We start from the raw sequence: 19,578 nt of genomic DNA on the forward strand, positions 1-19,578 counted from the left end.
GTGCGCCGACGTGTACGATTCGAAAAAGGTGTGAATGTGAGCGGACTGCGCGAGCAGCAGAAGGCGATGCGTCGTGAAACCATCAGCCGAACGGCGCTAGGCCTGTTTGAAACGCAGGGTTACCAGACCACCACCATGGAGCAGATCGCGCGCTTGGCCGCAGTGTCGGTGCCCACGGTGTTTGCCTATTTCGGCAGCAAGCAGGAAATTTTGCTGGAGAAGCTCCGCGAGGCCGACCACCGGGCGGTGACCGAAGCCCGGCGGCGCCTGCCGGAATTCGACGATGCGCTGGAGGCCCTGTGCTGCTACGAAGCGCACTTGACCGATTACGCATTCGAGGTGTTGCCTGCACCGCTCTGGCGCGAGATATTGCCGCCGTTGCTGCCGTTGCTGGGGGCTGAGCAGCAGGGCGTGCCGGATGCCTACAGGCGCGTCAACGACGCGTTGGTCAACGAGTTGAAATGCCTGCTACAGGACTTGTGCGACAGCGGCAGGCTGGCGGCTGGGCTGGACGTGGGCTATGCGGCGTTCCTGATCAACGATTACGGGCACCTTCAGTTGCTGCGCCTTTGCAGCCGCGAGCCGCTGGACATGGCGGCACACCGGGCGGATGTGCGGCGGTTCATGGGCTTTATCCTGGCCGGCATGCAAGCGTGATGAGACTGATCAGGGCGCGCGTGGGCGGCCCTGTCGCGACATGAGGCCGGCCCTACAGACCGCCAGATAGCTGTTCCACCAGAAAATCCACAAACACCCGCACCCGTGCCGGCATGGCCGGGCCGCCGACGAACACCGCATGAATCGGTTCCCGATCCCCAGGGTTGTAAGCCTCCAGCAACGGCACCAGTTGCCCGTTGGCCAGGTCATCGGCCACGGTAAAGGTGCCGATACGCGCCACGCCGGCGCCCAGCCTGGCCAGCTGCGCCAGCGCCTCGCCACTGCTGCATTCGATATTCCCTTTAACCTTCAGTGAGAACGTATGCCCGTCGCGGTGAAACGGCCAGTCGGGCATCGCGCGGCGGAAGTTGAAGCGCAGGCAGTTGTGCCGGGCCAGGTCTTCAGGTTCAAGCGGGGTACCGTGGCGTTGCAGGTATTCTGGCGAGGCCACCACTACCTGGCCGGTCTCGCCAATGGCGCGAGCGCTCAACGAGCTGTCCGGCAGGTGACCGAAGCGCAGCGCCACGTCGGCCTGGCCGCCGAGAATGTCGGCCACCTCGTCGCTGAGGGTCAGGTCAACCAGCACTTGCGGGTAGCGTGCGCTGAAGGCCGCCAGCAGCGGCACTACGGTCAACCGGGCATGGCCCAGCGCAGCGCTGACCCGCAATCGCCCGCGTGGCACGCCTTGGTCAGTGATGGCTTCTTCCACTTCGAGCATGTCCGCCAGCACCCGCCGTGCGCCGCGCAGGTAGGCCTCTCCCTCGGGGGTGAGGGTGAGCGCCCGGGTCGTGCGCAGTAGCAGGCGGGTACCCAGGCGCTGTTCGGTGCGGGCGAGAATGCGGCTGACCGCCGAGGGCGTCAGGCCTAGCGCCCGGGCGGCGGCAGACAGGCTGCCCGCTTGCGCCACCTTGGCAAAAATCTCCATCTCGCCGGATCTGCCACTGAAGTCCATTTGTGCCTATCAAGCAAAGGTGGTTCGCAAAATTGCAGTCTAGTGCGCATTTTAAACGGATCGTAGCATTTGCGGCATAGATAAGGAGCTTGCCATGCGTATCAATCCACCGCTTGTCGCACTCGCCATCGGTGCCTTCGGCATCGGCGTTACAGAGTTCGCCCCCATGGGCATGTTGCCCAGTATCGCTACCGACCTTGGCGTTTCCATTCCTGCTGCCGGGCTGCTGGTCAGTGCCTATGCCATTGGCGTGCTGATCGGCGCGCCGCTGATGACCCTGGCCACGGTGAAGATCCCGCGCCGTTACCTGTTGATCGGGCTGATGGCCATTTTCACCTTGGGCAACCTGATGTCGGCCGTGGCCAGCGACTACGCCAGCCTGCTGGTCGCCCGCGTGGTCACTTCACTCAACCACGGCGCCTTCTTCGGCATCGGCTCGATCGTCGCGGCCAGTGTGGTGCCGCCCGCGAAGCGCGCCGGGGCCGTGGCTGCAATGTTCATGGGTTTGACCCTGGCCACCATCGGCGGCGTGCCGTTGGCGACCTGGTTGGGTGAAATGCTGGGTTGGCGCACGGCGTTCTGGGGTATTGCCGGGCTTGGCCTAGTGGCGATGACCACACTCTGGTACGCACTGCCCAATGTTGCCTCGCCCAAGGGCGAGGGTGCCATGGCCGAGATCCGTGTGCTGGGCCGCAGGCCGGTATTGGCGGCCTTGTTGCTGACCGTGGTGGGTTCCAGCGCCATGTTCACGGTGTTCACCTACATTGCGCCGATCCTGCAGCATGAAGCGGCGGCGTCCACCCCCTTCGTGACGGCCATGCTGGTGCTGTTCGGTGTCGGCCTGACCTTGGGCAACGTGTGGGGCGGCAAGGCGGCGGACCGCTCGATCGATCGCACCCTGATCCTGTCACTGGCTGGGCTGATTGCCGTGCTGCTGGTGTTTCCGCTGGTACTGGACTGGCCGCTGCCGACCGGCCTGGCGATCCTGGTCTGGGGTGCGGCCAGCTTTGCCCTGGTGCCGCCGCTGCAAATGCGGGTCATGGAGGCGGCCAAGGATGCACCCAACCTGGCCTCGGCGGTGAACATTGGCGCGTTCAACCTGGGCAATGCGATCGGTGCGGCGCTGGGCGGCGCAGTGATCAATGCGGGGCTGGGCTACCCGGCGATTTCCTTGGCGGGGGCTGCGATGGCGACGCTGGGGTTGGTACTGGTGCTGCTGTTTGCCTGGCGTGGGCGAGGGGTGGTAGCAGGGGGGCAGGTTGCGCTGTAGCAGGCCGGAACCTTGGGGCGCTTTGCGCCCCTCGATTCACGTCCTTGCCGGTATTACGGCGTACCGTTTCGGCCATGCAAGTGATAGGCAGGGCGCTCGCTCAGGCGCTCGTAGTAATCGCGCACAGCAGGCAGGTGCGGGTGCTCGAACGGCGTTTCGAACCAGCGGTTGACCGACAGGCCGATCGGGATGTCGGCCAGGGTGAACTGGCTGCCGGCCACATAGGCACCGGTGCTGGCCAGCTGGCGGTCGAGGATGCGCATGTAGCGTGACCACTCGGCACAACCGGCAGCCAGTGCTTGCGGGTCCTGGTGAGCGGGCGAATGCCTGACCAGCGACATGAACGCGTAGCTCCACGAGCGGTTCAGGTCCGAGGCCTGCCAGTCGATCCACTGGTCGATCCGCGCTCGCGCCTGGGCTTCGCCGGGATAGAACGCGGTGGCGCCGTAGCGGCTGGCCAGGTAACGGATGATGCTATTGGATTCCCACAAGGTGAAGTCGCCGTCCTGGATCACCGGAATCATGGCGTTGGGGTTCAGCGCGAGGAACTCGGTGCTGTCAGTGGCCTTGAAGCCAGAACCCCAGTCTTCGCGCTCGAACGCGATCTCGAATTCGGCGCAGGCCCACAGGACTTTTCGCACATTGATGGAAGAGGCTCTTCCCAGTATCCGCAGCATGGTGTTCGTCCTTGTGTGGGGGAGGTTGATCGTCCGCCACTGTCGGGGGCGGGTCAAGGGGGGCTGAGCGGTGGCTCGGCGCTACCTGTGCAGGGTTCTTGTAGTCCATTTCCTAAAGTGACCCTTTCCACCCCTTTGTCATTGTAATGGGGTAGGCAGCGGCCTAGCCTCGGCTAGCACCTAACCTTGAGGAATGGACATGGACAGCGAAAAGCCGAAAAACAGCAGCAAGCCCTATGTCGTGCAAGCCGCGAGCCGCTTTGGCAACAGCGATGCCGAACTGGTGCAAATGAAACCGCAACTGCCAATACGCACCGCACTGATGGAAGCTTCGGGCATCATGGGCTGCATCACCGAAATCACCCGCAAGGCCATCGACAGGCCTGACGACCGCCAGGTGATGATGAAGGCCACGTACTACCTGGCGGGGATGGCCAAGTCACTGATCGACGGCCAGTTGCTGCAGATGCGTCAGGCGCGCGAAGGCGGGGGCGAAGCCTAGCCAGGCTTGCCTGGGGGGCGCGAACTTGGCACCCTTGGGCGGTTTTAATCGTCTGTAACACGACAGAAGGAAGCATGCATTGAGCTGGGACAAGGTGGGGAAGCTTCTCGTCGCCGTGCTGATCGGCCTGATGGTCCTGTTGGCCGCCTACGCGTTGCTCAGGGGCAATCCGCGCCTTGAGGCGTCACTGACCTATGCCTACCTCACTTATCCCAGCCAGTTCAGCGAGCGGATCAGCAAGGCCAGCGAGCAGCTCAAGTACGAGCAGTTGCAGGGGCGAATCAACGGTATCGTTCAAGGCCAGCTGGGCCATGATCAGGTCGAGCGGCTCATCGAAATGGCGCAGGCCCCTTATGCCCAGCTGTTCGCCAAGCCTTTCGAGGCAGGGCTGGTCGACCACCGTACCGGCCTGCTGATCGAACTGCACAACAGTGGTGATGCGCAGGTCCGGCAGGTGAAAATCCGCCTGCCAGCCAAGGGCCTGGTGCAGGTGCGCGATGCTGCCGGCAACGACACGCTGCTGGAAACCGCCATCGCCCAGGTTGATATCCCGGCCATCGAGCCAGGTGGCACCTGCAAGGTGTGGGTGTATTTCGATGCCGACTACTCGCAGATCCGCCATGGCGGGGTCAGTATCAGCCACGCCGACGGTGAGGCCCATGTGCAGGTGTATCGCGAGGTCATCGGTTTTCCGGCCATGGTAGCCCGTTACAGCCGTGAGCTGATGATACTGCTTGGCATACTGGCGGCCAGTGTAATGGCCTTGGCCTATGCCTGCCTGGCACGTCGTGACCCGCGGTAAAACAGCCTGCAGAAAAATCCGTGCATTCGTTCTGCGATCGAGGGTCATTTGCGGAAAACTCAATACGCCCCCGCAGACGACCCTCTATAGTGCTCGGCATGACGAAACCCCTGCCGAGCCTGCCTGATGATCCCTTCTCTGGATTCCATTTTTTCTCGCCTGCGCCTGCGCCAGTTGCGCTTGCTGATCGAGCTGGACCGCTGTGGCTCGCTGCACAAGGCAGCTGAAGCCATGGCCATTTCCCAGCCCGGTGCCACCAAGGCCCTGCGTGAGGTCGAGGAGATACTGGGCGTACCGTTGTTCCAGCGAATGCCCAGCGGCCTGGTTGCCAACGACGTGGGCCGATGCGTGGTGCGCTACGCGCGGCTGATCCACAGTGACCTGGGGCATCTGCGCGAAGAGGTGTTGGGCATCGTCCAAGGCCAGGGCGGGCGGCTGGCGGTGGGCAGTATCATGGGGGCTATGCCCACACTGGTCAGCGCCCTCGGGCGCTTGCGCCGCAAACAGCCGCAACTGGCAGTGGAAATCGCCGAGAATACCAGCGCCAACCTGCTCGTCCAGCTGGACGAAGGGCGCCTGGACCTGGCCATCTGCCGGCCAGGGCTGGGCCGCAACGCGGCGGAATATGGCTTTGTCGAACTGGCCCAGGAGCCGTTGACGGTGGTCGCGCATCCGCAGCATCCGCTGGCCGGGGCGGCGGCACTCAAGATCAGCGACCTGAGCCATTATCGCTGGGTGGTTTATCCGGCCAACATGCCCATGCGCCAAGCGCTGGAACGCGAGTTGAGCGAGGCGGGGGTGGAGGTGTCACGGTACCCACTGGAGACCTTTTCCACCTTCGCCACCTTCATGCTGCTTGAAGATGACCCGACGTTGGTGGCAGTCATTCCCCGTGCAGTGGCGGCCTTTGCCGAGCAGCGCGGGTTGCTGGTGTCGCTGGCGGTGCCGCTACGGGCGTTGAGCGAGCCGTTCGGCATCGTGCACCGGGTCGCGGCGCCGTTATCGCCTGCGGCACGATTGCTGGTGGAGGAACTGACGGCGGGTGAAGTGTGACGGTCCCCATTGATTTCCAGTCCGTTGCCGAAGCGCTGGCAGGGATAAGCGGCGGTTATCGGTGGATCAGTTCTTTTCATTATCGGTGGCCCTGTCCTGTCCTCTAGATTGCCCCGGCAGCGCCTGTCAGTCACCCTGTCACCCTGATTGCATCAAGGAGTAAACCAATGGATCTAGGCATCACCGGCCGCTGGGCCATCGTCTGCGCGGCCAGTCAAGGCCTTGGCAAAGGCTGCGCCGAAGCGTTGGGCAAAGAAGGCGTCAACCTGGTCATCAATGCCCGTACCCAAGCCACCCTGGAGCAGACCGCCAGCGAGTTGCGCAGGGCCTGCCCGGGCATCGAGGTCCATACCGTGGCAGGGGATGTTGCCGATCCCAAGGTGCGCCAGGCGCTGTTGGCGGCCTGCCCGCAGGTCGACATTCTGGTCAACAACGCCGGTGGCCCGCCACCGGGGGACTTCCGTGATTGGGGGCGTGATGACTGGCTGAAGGCGCTGGACGCCAACATGCTCACGCCCATCGAGCTGATCAAGGCGGTGGTAGATGGCATGGCCGAGCGTGGTTTTGGCCGGGTGGTGAACATCACCTCCGGCGCGGTGAAGGCACCGATCGACATGCTGGGTTTATCCAACGGTGCCCGCAGTGGCCTGACCGGATTCATTGCCGGCCTGGCCCGGCAGCAGCGTTTGGCGGGCTGCAATGTGACACTCAACAACCTGTTGCCTGGGGCGTTCGACACGGCGCGTCTGCAAAAGACCTTGAAGGCTGCGGGTGGTGATGTGGAAGTCACTGCCCAGGCGCGGCGCAAGGCCATTCCGGCGTCGCGTTTTGGCGATGCCGCGGAGTTTGGCGCGTATTGCGCATTTCTGTGCAGCGCGCATGCCGGCTACATCACCGGGCAGAACCTGCTGATCGATGGCGGGGCGTATCCGGGAACCTACTGACGCCGTTGGCGCTATTGCTTGCAGCCGCCTTCGCCCTCATGCAGCGCCAGGCTCTGGCGCAATTGTTCAATCATGGCCGTGCGCAGCGCCTGCGGCGCCTGGATGCGGATCGACCCCGCCTGGGACAGCAGCCAGCCCATCAGCGCGCGGTTGTCGTCGACGGTGGCCACCAGCGCGGCGCCGCCGCCAGCCTGGGGCGTCAGTTGCATATCGACGGACAGGGGTGATTGCTCCAGGCGGCGGGCCAGCGCGTCATCGACCCAGGCATACAGTACGACGTGTGTCGGGGGGGCAAGTGCGTCGGGTTGCAGCTGCTGCGCTTCGCCCAAGCTCAAGCCCGGTTGCCAGTACCAGCCATAAGGCATGCCTTTACTGTTGCACTGAAGCGGGAACAGTGCGGCGAGCTCGACCAGGTCGCGCTCGACGGTGCGTTTGCTGGTGGTATGGCCCACGGTTGTCAGGGCAGCCTGCAACTGGGTGGAGCTCATTCCCGGGTGGCGGCCGGGCAGCAACTTGAGCAGTTGCCACTGGCGGGCGATGGTGTGGCGGGTCGGGTGGCTGGGCAAAGGCTCGTCCTTGAAAGCAGGCACTGAGCCTGCCTGGGTAGTGGCGTTTAGCTATTGCCTAGCATACTCCGTCACAAGATGGGATCCAAGTTGTGGCGTAAGGCCTCGGGCAAGTGGTGCGCCGCCAAGTCAACGACGAGCGTGTCGTTGTGGTAGTGGTAATCAGTTGGCAAGCGCGAATGCTGAGCGGCCTATCGAGCGGCTCAGCGCGTCAGGTGATGACCCGCTGCAACGCCTCGATAAACATCTCCTCCGCCCGGCTGAATCGCTGCTCTCTGTTCCACAGCAGGTGAATGTCCACATCGGCAATCCCTTCGTGCGGCGACAGCTTCCAAAGCAAGCCCGCCCCAACATCCGGTGCCACCACATGTTCGGGCAGGCAGCCGATGCCAAACCCGGCAATCACCAGTCGGCGCACTTCCTCAAGGCTTGGCGATGACGCCACGATGCGCCCGGCAAACCCTTGTTGGTCGCGGAAAATGGTCAGCGGCGACAACATGCCGCCAATTTGGTCGCTGGTGAAACTGACAAAGTTCTCCCGCTGTAAATCGCCTTCGGCCTGGCCGAACAAGGCATGGTGCTTGCCACAGAAGAATGCATATCGTTGGCGCAGAAACAGCCGCTGCTCCAGCCGTGGCTGTGCACGCCGGTTGAGGCTGAGGCCCGCTGTAGCGGTTTTCTCCTGCAGGGCGGCGACGATATCGGAGCTGCGCATCACGTCGATTTCCAGCTCGACCCTTGGGTGCTGGCGATGGAGGTTGGCCAGGAAGTCATCGAAACGTTCGCTGACGATGCGACTGATCATCAGCAGGCGCACTTTGCCCACCAGCTCGTCCGCCGGTTGTTCCAGCAAGCCGCCGATCTGCGACATCTGCCCGTACACCTCGCCAGCCAGCTGGAACAGCTGCTCGCCCATTTCTGTCAATACGAAGCGCGGTCCGCGACGGGCAATGAGCTGGCGGCCAAGCTGCTCTTCAAGGCGTTTGAGCGCCTGACTCACTGCCGGCTGGGTGAGGTGCAGGCGGGCGGCGGCACGGCTGATGGACAGCTCCTGGCCGATGACCCGGAAGGTGCGCAGCAGGTTCCAGTCGAGGCGGTCGTTGAGCAAGCGGTCAGGCATGGCAGGGCTCGATGATAAGCATGGCTAATAGTGCGCATAATAAATAGAAAATTGACTAATCATAGCCTCCGGCCGATAAATCGCAGTCATCGAAACCTGTTGCATCGACGTTGGCCCTCTTCGCGGGTGAATCCCCGCCTGCAGTGATCGCGCAGACGCTGTGGAAGCGGGTTGTCCCGCTGAAAAGGCACCATCGAGTCAACAGGCCAAGCGCCAGCAGAGCGCCCCGTGACCCTTGCAACTCCTGCCAGAACAACAAGCAAAGGAGCCCCCATGAAGCCGACCGCTTCCGCTCAACCGCGTCGTGCCGCCGCCGCCGCATTCATCGGCACCATGATCGAGTGGTACGATTTCTACATCTACGCCACCGCCGCCGCGCTCGTCTTCGGTGCCTTGTTCTTCCCCTCCGACGACAGCCTGTTCAGCACCATGGCCGCGTTCGGTACCTTCGCCGTGGGCTTCTTCGCCCGGCCGCTTGGCGGCATCATCTTCGGTCACGTGGGCGACCGTATCGGTCGCAAGAAGTCGTTGGTCATCACCCTGCTGATGATGGGCATCGTCACTGTCTGCATCGGTCTGCTGCCGACTTACGCACAAATCGGCGCGGCCGCGCCGGTGCTGTTGATCCTGCTGCGCATCGTCCAGGGGATTGCCGTGGGCGGCGAGTGGGGCGGGGCGGTACTGATGGCCGGCGAGCATGCGCCCAAGGGCCGCCGCAACTTCTTCGCGTCGTTCGCCCAGTTGGGTAGCCCGGCGGGCCTTATCCTGTCGCTGCTGGCGTTTGGTGCGGTCACCCGACTGCCTGAAGAGGCGCTGATGAGCTGGGGCTGGCGCGTGCCGTTCCTGGCCAGCGCACTGCTGCTACTGGTGGGGCTGGCTATTCGCCTGGGCGTGAATGAGTCGCCTGAGTTCATGGCCAGCCGCGAGCAGGCAGAAAAGGCCAGGTGCAAGGAGCAGGCTCCGGCCCTCGAGGTGCTGCGCACCGCCTGGCGCCCGCTGTTGCTGTGTATCGGCGCCAATACCCTGGGCATTGCCGGGGTCTACTTCACCAATACCTTCATGATCAGTTACACCACCCAGCAATTGCACCTGGAGCGCTCGTTGATTCTGGAATGCCTGTTCTTCGTGGCAATCATCCAGTTCTGTGTGCAGCCCCTGGCGGCCTGGCTGTCGGAGAAGATTGGTGCAACTCGCTTCCTGGCCCTGGTCGCCCTGCTGGCGATGGCCTCGCCCTACCCAATGTTTGTGCTGGTGAGCTCGGGCCACGGGCCCCTGATTGTGCTAGGCATCGCCTTGGCCGCTGCCTGCATGGCCTCTTTCTACGCGGTGATCGCCGGCTACGTCAGCGGCATGTTCGAAACCCGCGTGCGCTACACCGCCATTTCCCTGGCTTACCAGATCTGCGGCGCCCTTGCCGGCGGCCTGACCCCGCTGATCGGCACCTGGTTGGCCCACACCTTTAGTGGCCAGTGGTGGCCGATGGCAGTGTTCTACACCTTGATCGCCACCCTTTCGCTGGTCTGCGTGCTTGCCCTGGCGCGCCAGTACGCCCGTAGCCAGCACCTGGAACTGGCCTGATCCGATCGACTCTGGAGTACCCGCACATGTTGAAAAGCAATGGCGAACGCCTGTGGGCGAGCCTGATAGCCATGGCCGAAATCGGCGCCACCGCCCGCGGCGGTAGCTGCCGCCTGGCGCTCAGCGACGAGGACAAGGCGGGCCGTGAACTGTTCAGCCACTGGTGCCGCGAAGCCGGCCTGACGCTGACGGTGGATGCCATAGGCAACCTGTTCGCCCGTCGTCCAGGTAGTGACCCGAATGCCGCACCGGTAATGATGGGCAGCCATCTCGACACTCAGCCCGAAGGCGGTCGTTTCGACGGTGTCTATGGCGTGCTGGCCGGGCTTGAAGTGGTGCGCCGCCTCAACGAGCTGAACATCCACACTCGCAAGCCGCTGGAAATTGCCGTGTGGACGAACGAGGAGGGCGCGCGCTTCACGCCGGCCATGTTTGGCTCGGCAGTGTTCACGGGCAGCCTCGCGCTGGCCGAAGCGCTGGCTATCCGCGATGCCGATGGCCTCAGCGTCGCCGACGAACTGCAGCGAACGGGCTTCGCCGGCCAGCGCCCTTTAGGTGGCCCGGTGGATGCCTATTTCGAAGCGCATATTGAGCAAGGTCCGATCCTTGAAGACAACGCCAAGGCCATAGGTGTCGTCAGCGGCGGGCAAGCGATTCGCTGGCTGGACGTCACGGTCGAAGGCATGGCGGCCCACGCGGGTACGACACCGATGCCCCTGCGCAAGGATGCCCTGTATGGCGCGGCGCGGATGATCCAGGCGGTCGAGCAGTTGGCAGCGGACTTCGCACCCGAAGGGCTGACCACCGTGGGCGAGTTGTCGATTGCCAAGTCCTCGCGCAACACCATTCCTGGCCTGCTGCGCTTTACGGTCGACTTACGCCACCACTGCGATGAAGCCATCGAAGCCATGGAGCGCGACCTGAGCCTGAAGCTGCAAATCATTGCCAGCCAGCGCGGCCTGCAGGTACGCATCGAACGCCACTGGGTCAGCCCGGCCACGCCGTTCGACCCTGCATGTGTGGCTGCCGTGCAGCAGGCGGTGGACGAACTGGGCTACGCCCAGCAATCAATCGTCAGCGGTGCCGGTCACGATGCCATCCTGCTGGCCCGATACTGCCCGACGGCCATGGTGTTCATCCCCTGCGTCGGCGGCCTGAGCCACAACGAAGCCGAAGACGTATTACCCGACGATGCCCGACAGGGTGCCGATGTGCTGCTGAACGCCGTGTTGGCCCGTGCGGGCCGTGTCGAACAAGGAGAAGGCTGATGCGTTGCTACTTCCACCCCGAACAACTGCTGCACCACCCACGCAGTTACTACTCGCGCGGCGCCATGCGCACCCCGCAGGAAGTCCCCGAGCGCGCCCAGCGCCTGCTGAAGGCGGCCAAAGACCTGGGTTTCGACATCCGCCAGCCCGACGATGCCGGCCTTGAACCGCTAAAGGCCGTGCATGGTGAGGCCTACCTGGCCTTTCTCGAAGAGGCCCATGCACGTTGGAAAGAAGTGCCCGAAGACTGGGGTGACGAGGTCATGTCCAACATTTTCGTGCGTGAGCCCAACGCTCTGCGCGGCATCCTCGCCCAGGCCGGCCGCTACCTGGCAGACGGTAGCTGCCCGGTGGGCGAACACACCTGGCACTCGGCCTATTGGTCGGCGCAAAGCGCGGTTGCAGCGGCCAAGGCCATCCTCGACGGGGAGCCCGCCGCCTATGCCTTGTGCCGACCACCGGGGCACCATGCGCGGTTCGATGCCGCTGGCGGCTTCTGCTACATCAACAACGCCGCCGTGGCCGCCCAGGCCCTGCGCAGCCGCTACAACCGTGTAGCGATCCTCGATACCGACATGCACCATGGACAAGGGATTCAGGAGATCTTCTACGATCGCCGTGATGTGCTGTATGTGTCGACCCATGGCGACCCGACCAACTTCTACCCGGGCGTGGCCGGGTTCGCGGACGAGCGTGGCCGGGGTGATGGGGAGGGGTACAACCTCAACCTGCCGATGGCGCATGGGGCGAGCGAGGCGGACTTCATGGGGCAGCTGGAGGTTGCGCTGTCTGCAGTGACGGACTTTGGTGCCGAGGTACTGGTGCTGTCGCTGGGGTTCGATATCTACGAACTGGACCCGCAGAGCAAGGTGGCTGTGACCACTGAAGGGTTCGCTGCGTTGGGTGAGCGAATTCGGGCGTTGCGCTTGCCTTGCCTGATTGTCCAGGAGGGGGGCTATCACCTGGAGAGCCTGGAGGTGAATGCGCAGGCGTTCTTTGCTGAACAGGCGGACTGGCGATAAGTGCCAGAGGCCGGCATCGGTGGTTTGGCTGCCGGCCTTTTCGCGTGTGAACCCATTCCCATGGGCGCTTTGCGGCTTTCGAGTTTTTGCCCTCCATCGATCGGGGTCGACACCCCCTACATCCCACCCCGCCGCACGTGCTTCACCAACACCTTCTCCAACAACTCCCACATCGCCGGATCCGTACTGAACGCCACGTTGAACCGCATCCACCCGGTCGCCTTGGCGTCGACCATGAACAACTGCCCAGGGCCGAGCATGATGCCTTTCTCCAGCGCATCGTCCAGCAACGCGGCACTGTCGGGAATCGCCGGGTGGCGGGTCCAGATGTACATGCCTTCATCCGATTCGGTGAACAGTTCGAAGCCCAATCGATGCAGATGCCGGCCAACTTCCTGATGCGCCTCGGCCAGGCGCTGGCGCAGGCGCTTGAGGTGCTTGCGCCAGCGCCCGTCGATGATCGCCGCATACACCACGCGCTCCATCACCTGCGAGGTGGTCAGGCCTGAGCGCATCTTCAGGTGCAGCAGTTTTTGCATCAGCTCGGGGTTGGCCAGCATGTAGCCGACCCGCACGTTGGGCGAAATGCTCTTGGAATAGCTGCCCACGTACACCACCTGCTGCAGATGGTCGAGGCTGGCCAGGCATGGCTGCGGCTCGGCGACCATGTCGGCGTACAGGTTGTTCTCCACCAGGCGGAAGCTATGCTGGCTGGCAAGCTGCAGCAGGCGGTGCAACTGCGGCAGCGGGGTGCGCGAGCACGTCGGGCTGTGCAGGTGCGGCTGGGTGAAGAACGCCGTCGGGCGATGGTGGGTGAGCAATTGCTCCAGCTGGTTCAGGTCGTAGCCGGCCGGTGTACGTGGCACGCCTACCAGGGTTGCGCCTTGGGTGCGCAGGATGCTCATGAGGTTCGGGTAGCCGGGGTCGTCCACCAGCACCACATCGCCCGGGCGCACCAGTGTGCGTGCGGCCAGGTCCAGGGCCTGGCTGGCGCCGTGGGTGAGCATCAGCTGTGCCGGGTTGGCGACGATCGACAGCTCTTGTTGCAGGTTCTGTGCGGTCAGCGCACGCAGCTCCATCAGGCCCATGGGGTCGCCGTACCCCGACAACTCCAGCGGGCTACCCGCCACCTGGCGCAGGCCGCGGCGCAGGCCGTCTTCGTACATCCAGTCGTTGGGCAGCCAGCCGCACCCTGGTTTGTACGGCAACTGGCGGATTTCGAAAATCTGCTGCAAGTACCACTCGGAGTTGAACGTTGGTCGACTGGTGTCGGCCTCGGTGTTGTGCTGCTCCAGCAGTTCGCCCGCCGCACGGTTGACGAAGAACCCCGCATTGCCACGGCTCACCAGCAGCCCTTGGGCGACCAGGCGGTCGTAGGCCTCGACCACGGTGAAGGTACTCACCGAATAGCTGGCGGCAAAGGCGCGGATCGACGGGACCTTGGCGCCTGGCTTGAGGGTTTGGTTGTCGATCAGCTCGCGCAGCCCATCGATGATCTGGTTGACCAGCGGGGTAGAGGAGTCTGGATGTAATTCGAACATTCGGGGCCTTCAGGGTGCGTATCGCCTGGCGTCTGCAGGGTGTACTGCATGGGCGACCTATACAGTGCAGTGCGAGATTCATGCCACTGTGCATGGCTCTCTGCGTCGGACATTTTTACATTAGGTGTCGGATATCGCCACATAAAGCATGTTCAGTTCGCCTCAGGCAGTCGCCCTGGGGCGCGTCAGCAGGCCGCCATGGAAGGCCTGCGTGTGTAATTCACACCATCCTGCCCGCATTAGCACTGATGTACAGGTGAAATCGCCAGCCATCGGGATTTCACAGTTTTCCTTGGATAAGAAGAAGCACGGGGTACACAACTGATGGACGCAACATCCACAACCACCACCGCGAAAAGCGGGCACGAGAGCAAGCTCAGTGCCTCGCTGAAGTCGCGCCACCTGACGATGATGTCGATCGCCGGGGTTATCGGCGGCGCCTTGTTCGTCGGTTCCGGCAGCGTGATCCACAGCGCCGGCCCAGCCGCTGTCCTGGCCTACCTGGCAGGCGGCATCCTGGTGGTGCTGATCATGCGCATGCTGGGTGAAATGGCGACTTCCTCGCCTGACACCGGCTCGTTCTCGACCTACGCCGACCGCGCCATTGGCCGTTGGGCCGGTTTTACCATCGGCTGGCTGTACTGGTGGTACTGGGTCATCCTCATGGCCTGGGAAGCCTATGTGGCGGGCAAGATCCTGCATGGCTTCTTCCCCGACGTCAGCGTCAACGTGTTCGTGCTGGCCACGACCTTGTTGCTGATCACCGTCAACTTCTTCAACGTCAAGCACTACGGTGAGTTCGAGTTCTGGTTCGCCTTGATCAAGGTGATTGCGATCGTCTGCTTCCTGATCGTGTGTACGGCTGCCGTGATGAACATCTGGCAGTTCGGTGAAGTGCGTGGCATCAGCCACCTCACCGCCGAAGGCTTCATGCCCAATGGCATCACCACTGTAATCGGTGCCTTGCTCGGGGTGATGTTCGCCTTCCTCGGCGCCGAAATCGTTACCATCGCGGCCTCCGAAGCCAAGGACCCGGCTGCGCAGATCGTCAAGGCGACCAACTCGGTGGTCTGGCGTGTGTGCCTGTTCTACGTCGGCTCGATCTTCCTGATCGTCTGCCTGGTACCGTGGAACGACCCGCACCTGGGTGTTTCTGGCTATGGCGCTTATCGCCGTACCCTGGAGCTGCTGGGCGTGCCGTATGCCGAGCTGTTGATGAACTTCGTGGTGCTGACTTCCGTGAGCAGCTGCCTGATCTCTGGCCACTACACCGCATCGCGCATGCTGTTCTCCCTGGCCCAGCGTGGCGACGCGCCGTCGTTCTTCAAGATCACCCGCGCCGGTACCGGTGTACCGGTGTACGCGATCATGGGTTCGTGCGCCGTGGCCGTGGTGTGTGCATTGATCAACTTCAGCGAGACCCTGCGCCCGAAAGACGTGCTGGACACCCTGATGAACACCACCGGCATGATCGCCCTGCTGGTGTACCTAGTCATCGCCTTCTCGCAGCTGCGCATGCGCCGCAAGCTGATTGCCGAGGGCAAGGAAGTACGCCTGAAGATGTGGCTGTTCCCGTGGCTGACCTACCTGGTGATCGCGTTCATCGTGGCTGCTCTGGTCACCATGGCCTTCATGCCTGACTACCAGATCCTGGTCATTTCCACCGGTATCGCTGCGGCGGTCGTGGTGGTGATGGGTGTGGTGCACCAGATCCGCTCTGGTAGCAAGCAGCACTAAGCGTCACTCGCGTCTGGAAACGGCCGGCTCCCTTGGGGACCCGGCCGTTTCGCGTTGTTGGGCCTGGGCTTTTTCTGCGGGCATGTGGAAACGCTGGTTCATCCACGGTGAGCCGAGCAGGGCGGCCGCAGCGATCAGGGCCAGGATGGCGAGGGCGATGTAGGTCTTCACAGGCGTGTGCATGCAAGGACTGACTTCAAGCACAGGTGATCAGTTCCGGGGTAATCCGTTCGCAACCGTCCCGCCGGGCGACAGATGGCATATGCTAGGCACATTGCCCGCCCAAAGGAGCCGCACATGGCCTGGTCCGCCAACCAGTATTCCCTGTTCGAAGACGAACGCACACGCGCCGTACGCGACCTGATTGCCGCCATCCCGCCACGGCCGGTGCGCCACGCCACCGACCTGGGGTGCGGCCCCGGTAATTCGACCGAAGTGCTGCTGCAACGTTACCCCGATGCCCAGGTGACGGCGCTGGACAGCGACCCGGACATGATCGACAAGGCCCGTGAGCGCAAGCGGCTGTGCATTCCGCGTGTGCGCACGGTGATTGCCGACATTGCCGGCTGGACTGCCCCCGAGCCGCAGGACCTGATCCTGGCCAATGCCTCGCTGCAATGGGTGCCTGACCACGCCTTGCTGTATCCGCACCTGGTGCGCCAGCTCAGCGAAGGCGCCAGCCTGGCCGTGCAGACCCCGGACAACCTCGACGAGCCGGCCCACCGGCAGTTGCGCGAGATCGCAAGCCAAGGCCCCTGGGCGGCGAAATTCGCCGACTTGCAGCTGCCGCCACGGCACAACGCGGCGTTCTACTACGACTTGCTCAGCCCGCTGTGCGCGCGGGTGGACGTGTGGCGCACCACCTATCATCACCCGTTGGTGGGGGGCGCCGAAGCGGTAGTGGAATGGTTCAAGGGCTCGGCGTTGCGGCCTTATCTGGCCAGGCTTGATGAGCAGGAGCAGGCCGACTTCCTGCAGATGTACCTGCAGGCCATGCAGCGCGACTATCCGCCGGCCTCTGATGGCAAGGTCCTGTTGCCCTTCCCGCGGTTGTTCGTGATCGCTACCCGCTAGGGCGGCGCCAGCGCCAGGCCACGTAGCTGTAGATGCCAAGGTTCAGCACTAGCACGAGGGTGCCCAGCAGCAGCTGGATCTGCGGGGTCAGGCCGGCGGGGTAGATCATTGGCCAGACGTAGTGCTCGACGAAGCTGCCCTGGTAACCTGCGTCACCGGCGGCATTGCGCATGCGGTTTTCCCAGGTGGTGAGCGGGCAGCCAAGGTGCAGACACTCCACCGCCAGGCCCCAGGCCAGGACCGGCAGGTGCAGCAACAGGGCAGGGCGCCAGCGCAGCACCAGCAGGCCGCCGAACAGCACCAGCAGGATGAAGGCCAGGTGCAGCAGCACCAGGGTGTCGGCGGCAAGGCGGTAGAGCATGGGGTGGGGGCCCGGGGATTGGGGTTATCCCAGCATAGTTGGGTTGCCTGATCTGGCCTACACCCCTTCCTCGACCATCTGCAGGAAAGTCGCCACCACCCGGCGCGTACGCTGCTCGCTCAGGCACACCAGGGTCTCGGTCAAATGCCGCTGGCAATCGACAATCGGCAACGCACACACCCGCGCATCGGCACCGAACTCCGCCGCCGACACCACGCCCACACCAATCCCTACCACCACCGCTTCACGCGCCGCTTCCCGGCCTTCCACCTGGATCGCTGCGCGTATCCGCAGCCCGGCACGTTGCATCTCTTCCTCCAGCGTCTGCCGCGTCACCGAACCGGGCTCGCGCAGCACCAGCGGCATGTCATCGAGGTCGGCCAGGCAGATCGAGCCACGGCTGGCCCATGGGTGGTGGTGGGAAACGAACGCCACCATCGGGTCACGACGCAGCGGCAGGCAATGCAGGCGCTCATCGTCGACATCCCGCCCCAGCAGGGCCAGGTCGGCCTGATAGCTGAACAGCCGCGCCAGCGATTCGTCGGTATTGCCGGTTTCGATCTTCACCTGGATACCCGGATAGCGCTGGCAGAAGCGGGCGATCTGCGGCAGCACGTGCACCGGCGCATCCACTGCCAGCACCAGGCTGCCGGTGTGCAGCGCACGCGAGTCGTGCAACAGCTCCTGGGCTTCGGCCTCGCAGGCGAACAGGCGCTGGCTGATGCCCAGCAGCCGCTCGCCAAGGTCGGTGAGCTGCACCGAGCGTTTGTTGCGGTGGAACAGTAATACACCGAAGCGCTCCTCCAGTTTGCGCACCTGGTCGGACACCGCAGGCTGGGTAAGAAACAGCTTTTCGGCGGCGCGGGTAAAGCTGCCGTGCACGGCCACCGCGTGGAAAGCCTTGAGTTGAGCGTGGGAAACCGACATGACAACCTCAGTAACAAGCTGGGCTTATGTGTGTAATACGATAAATCGATTTTATTTATCTTACAGCAACTGTTTCCATAGATTTCAGCCCGACGCTGGCACCACGAATGCCGCCAGGGCCATGGCGCTCACACGGCGCCACCTGACCCGATGACAGCCTCGTCATCGCTGTGCGTAACACAAGAACAAGACAGGCGTTTCTTCACATTCTGCCGGCACACTTGAGCAAGAGGTCAGACTTACATGAACCAATCCCTAGCCGCGTTCAAACGCTGGCGCATTCAGATTTTCGCCATCACCTGGCTGGCTTACGCCGCCTTCTACTTCACCCGCAAAGCCTTCTCGGTGGCCAAGCTGGGCATCGCCGAAGACCCAGGTTTCATGCTCGACAAGGCCGCCATGGCCAACCTGGATGCCATCTACCTGGCCGCCTATGCCGTGGGCCAATTCACCTGGGGCATGCTTGCCGACCGCTTCGGCCCGCGCGTGGTGGTGCTGGGCGGGTTGTTGATTTCTGCGGCGGCGGCAGTCGTGATGGGCAGTTACGCAACCTTCCCGATCTTTGCTACCTGCATGCTGGTACAGGGCCTGGCGCAATCCACCGGCTGGGCCGGCTTGTGCAAGAACATCGGCAGCTTCTTCCCGGCTTCGCAGCGCGGGCGGGTGCTGGGCCTGTGGAGTTCCTGCTATGCCTTCGGCGGCCTGGTGGCCTCGCCGTTCGCGGGCTGGTGGGCCTACACCCTGGTGGGCAACTGGCATGCGGCGTTCTTCTCAAGCGCGGCAGTGGTGGCGCTGGTGGCGGTGCTGTTCTTCTTCCTGCAGCGCAACAAACCCGAGGACGTCGGCTTGCCAGCGGTTGAGCCCGAGCCGCAAAGCATGGCCCCGGCCGGCAGCCTGTGCAGCGTATGGGCACCCCTGCGGGAGATCCTGCGCAACCGCACGGTGTTGACCCTGGGCCTGGCGTACTTCCTGCTGAAGCCGGCGCGCTACGCCATCTTGCTGTGGGGCCCTGTGATCGTCTTCGAGCAGATGCCCTCGGTGGGCAAAGTGGGCGCGGCAATCATCCCGACTGCTTTCGAACTGGCCGGGCTGCTTGGCCCGATCATGATCGGCCTGGCCTCGGACAAACTGTTTGGCGCCCGACGCATGCCGGCCTGCGTGATCAGCCTGGTGCTGCTGACCGTGACACTGGCGTTGTTCATGGCGGCCATGCACACCGGCAGCGTGCTGCTGGTGGTGGCCCTGCTGTTCGTCATGGGCCTGACCCTGTACGGGCCGGACTCGATGATCAGCGGCGCTGCAGCCATCGACTTCGGCACCGCCAAGGCCGGCGCCACCGCAGCAGGTTTTGTCAATGGCTGTGGCTCGGTGGGCGCGGTGCTGGGTGGGCTGCTGCCGGGTTACTTCGACGGCGTCACGGTGTTCATCGTGTTCGCAGGCTGTGCGCTGTTCTCGGCGCTGGTGTTGCTGCCGCACTGGAACAGCCGCCCGGCCAGCAGCGCGCAAGGCACCGACGTGGCACCGAAC

At 63.6% G+C, this 19,578-nt stretch carries 19 protein-coding genes and 1 pseudogene; 12 read left to right on the plus strand and 8 right to left on the minus strand.

What is annotated here, in order from left to right; all coding sequences use genetic code 11:
* The first annotated feature begins 36 nt into the window (after nucleotides 1-36).
* Nucleotides 37-657, plus strand: coding sequence for a TetR/AcrR family transcriptional regulator (locus FQ668_RS12790; protein WP_019438822.1), 621 nt, complete (start codon nucleotides 37-39; stop codon nucleotides 655-657).
* Nucleotides 658-709: 52 nt separating this feature from the next.
* Here FQ668_RS12790 and FQ668_RS12795 read toward each other — a convergent pair whose 3' ends face one another.
* Complete coding sequence (locus FQ668_RS12795) at nucleotides 710-1,609, minus strand: LysR substrate-binding domain-containing protein (protein WP_014591506.1); 900 nt, start codon at nucleotides 1,607-1,609, stop codon at nucleotides 710-712.
* Between the two features lie 94 nt (nucleotides 1,610-1,703).
* Here FQ668_RS12795 and FQ668_RS12800 point away from each other — a divergent pair, with 94 nt between their 5' ends.
* The gene (locus tag FQ668_RS12800) at nucleotides 1,704-2,879 is read left to right on the plus strand and encodes an MFS transporter (RefSeq protein WP_019438823.1); all 1,176 of its coding nucleotides are present in this window, start codon (nucleotides 1,704-1,706) and stop codon (nucleotides 2,877-2,879) included.
* 53 nt (nucleotides 2,880-2,932) lie between these two features.
* Here the strand turns inward: FQ668_RS12800 and FQ668_RS12805 are convergent, their stop codons facing one another.
* Nucleotides 2,933-3,556 (minus strand): glutathione S-transferase family protein, encoded by a 624-nt coding sequence (locus FQ668_RS12805; protein ID WP_010953466.1) that lies wholly within the window; start codon nucleotides 3,554-3,556, stop codon nucleotides 2,933-2,935.
* A 199-nt stretch (nucleotides 3,557-3,755) separates the two neighbouring features.
* Here FQ668_RS12805 and FQ668_RS12810 point away from each other — a divergent pair, with 199 nt between their 5' ends.
* The 4 genes from FQ668_RS12810 (at nucleotide 3,756) to FQ668_RS12825 (ending at nucleotide 6,857) form a co-directional block, all read left to right on the plus strand.
* Nucleotides 3,756-4,058 (plus strand): DUF3077 domain-containing protein, encoded by a 303-nt coding sequence (locus FQ668_RS12810; protein WP_014591504.1) that lies wholly within the window; start codon nucleotides 3,756-3,758, stop codon nucleotides 4,056-4,058.
* Nucleotides 4,059-4,137: 79 nt separating this feature from the next.
* Nucleotides 4,138-4,860, plus strand: coding sequence for a hypothetical protein (locus FQ668_RS12815; protein ID WP_019438824.1), 723 nt, complete (start codon nucleotides 4,138-4,140; stop codon nucleotides 4,858-4,860).
* A gap of 126 nt (nucleotides 4,861-4,986) precedes the next feature.
* Entirely contained in the window at nucleotides 4,987-5,913 is a 927-nt protein-coding gene (locus tag FQ668_RS12820; protein WP_014591502.1) for a LysR family transcriptional regulator, read from the plus strand.
* Nucleotides 5,914-6,080: 167 nt separating this feature from the next.
* Nucleotides 6,081-6,857: an SDR family oxidoreductase gene (locus FQ668_RS12825; RefSeq protein ID WP_010953470.1), complete on the plus strand. Its 777-nt coding sequence runs from the start codon at nucleotides 6,081-6,083 to the stop codon at nucleotides 6,855-6,857.
* 11 nt (nucleotides 6,858-6,868) lie between these two features.
* Here FQ668_RS12825 and FQ668_RS12830 read toward each other — a convergent pair whose 3' ends face one another.
* Nucleotides 6,869-7,423, minus strand: coding sequence for a WYL domain-containing protein (locus FQ668_RS12830; protein WP_026031962.1), 555 nt, complete (start codon nucleotides 7,421-7,423; stop codon nucleotides 6,869-6,871).
* Between the two features lie 211 nt (nucleotides 7,424-7,634).
* Complete coding sequence (locus FQ668_RS12835; protein ID WP_019438826.1) at nucleotides 7,635-8,543, minus strand: LysR family transcriptional regulator; 909 nt, start codon at nucleotides 8,541-8,543, stop codon at nucleotides 7,635-7,637.
* A 273-nt stretch (nucleotides 8,544-8,816) separates the two neighbouring features.
* On the opposite strand from FQ668_RS12835, the gene FQ668_RS12840 reads away from it, so the two are divergent.
* From FQ668_RS12840 to FQ668_RS12850, 3 genes are read left to right on the plus strand one after another with little or no spacing between them, the layout of a single operon-like run.
* On the plus strand, nucleotides 8,817-10,121 hold the full coding sequence (locus FQ668_RS12840; protein ID WP_014591499.1) for an MFS transporter: 1,305 nt from the start codon (nucleotides 8,817-8,819) through the stop codon (nucleotides 10,119-10,121).
* 26 nt (nucleotides 10,122-10,147) lie between these two features.
* On the plus strand, nucleotides 10,148-11,389 hold the full coding sequence (locus FQ668_RS12845; protein ID WP_014591498.1) for a Zn-dependent hydrolase: 1,242 nt from the start codon (nucleotides 10,148-10,150) through the stop codon (nucleotides 11,387-11,389).
* Entirely contained in the window at nucleotides 11,389-12,411 is a 1,023-nt protein-coding gene (locus FQ668_RS12850) for a histone deacetylase family protein (RefSeq protein WP_144180270.1), read from the plus strand. Before FQ668_RS12845 ends, FQ668_RS12850 begins: the two co-directional genes overlap by 1 nt.
* A gap of 116 nt (nucleotides 12,412-12,527) precedes the next feature.
* On the opposite strand, the gene FQ668_RS12855 is transcribed toward FQ668_RS12850, so the two are convergent.
* Complete coding sequence (locus FQ668_RS12855; protein ID WP_019438827.1) at nucleotides 12,528-13,952, minus strand: PLP-dependent aminotransferase family protein; 1,425 nt, start codon at nucleotides 13,950-13,952, stop codon at nucleotides 12,528-12,530.
* Between the two features lie 324 nt (nucleotides 13,953-14,276).
* Between FQ668_RS12855 and FQ668_RS12860 the strand changes: the two genes are divergently transcribed.
* Nucleotides 14,277-15,689: an amino acid permease gene (locus FQ668_RS12860; protein ID WP_019438828.1), complete on the plus strand. Its 1,413-nt coding sequence runs from the start codon at nucleotides 14,277-14,279 to the stop codon at nucleotides 15,687-15,689.
* Nucleotides 15,690-15,692: 3 nt separating this feature from the next.
* Here FQ668_RS12860 and FQ668_RS12865 read toward each other — a convergent pair whose 3' ends face one another.
* Nucleotides 15,693-15,872, minus strand: a complete 180-nt coding sequence (locus FQ668_RS12865; RefSeq protein WP_019438829.1) for a hypothetical protein — start codon at nucleotides 15,870-15,872, stop codon at nucleotides 15,693-15,695.
* Nucleotides 15,873-15,986: 114 nt separating this feature from the next.
* On the opposite strand from FQ668_RS12865, the gene tam reads away from it, so the two are divergent.
* Nucleotides 15,987-16,763 (plus strand): trans-aconitate 2-methyltransferase, encoded by a 777-nt coding sequence (gene tam, locus FQ668_RS12870; RefSeq protein ID WP_019438830.1) that lies wholly within the window; start codon nucleotides 15,987-15,989, stop codon nucleotides 16,761-16,763.
* On the opposite strand, the gene FQ668_RS12875 is transcribed toward tam, so the two are convergent.
* Complete coding sequence (locus FQ668_RS12875; RefSeq protein WP_014591492.1) at nucleotides 16,753-17,124, minus strand: DUF2784 domain-containing protein; 372 nt, start codon at nucleotides 17,122-17,124, stop codon at nucleotides 16,753-16,755. The genes tam and FQ668_RS12875 overlap by 11 nt on opposite strands.
* Nucleotides 17,125-17,181: 57 nt before the next feature.
* Complete coding sequence (locus FQ668_RS12880; protein WP_014591491.1) at nucleotides 17,182-18,051, minus strand: LysR substrate-binding domain-containing protein; 870 nt, start codon at nucleotides 18,049-18,051, stop codon at nucleotides 17,182-17,184.
* A gap of 243 nt (nucleotides 18,052-18,294) precedes the next feature.
* Here FQ668_RS12880 and FQ668_RS12885 point away from each other — a divergent pair.
* Nucleotides 18,295-19,545, plus strand: a pseudogene (locus tag FQ668_RS12885) (MFS transporter); the annotation flags it as partial.
* Nucleotides 19,546-19,578: the final 33 nt, after the last annotated feature.

It is taken from the genome of Pseudomonas sp. Kh14 (assembly GCF_900291005.1).
Taxonomy (GTDB): domain Bacteria; phylum Pseudomonadota; class Gammaproteobacteria; order Pseudomonadales; family Pseudomonadaceae; genus Aquipseudomonas; species Aquipseudomonas alloputida.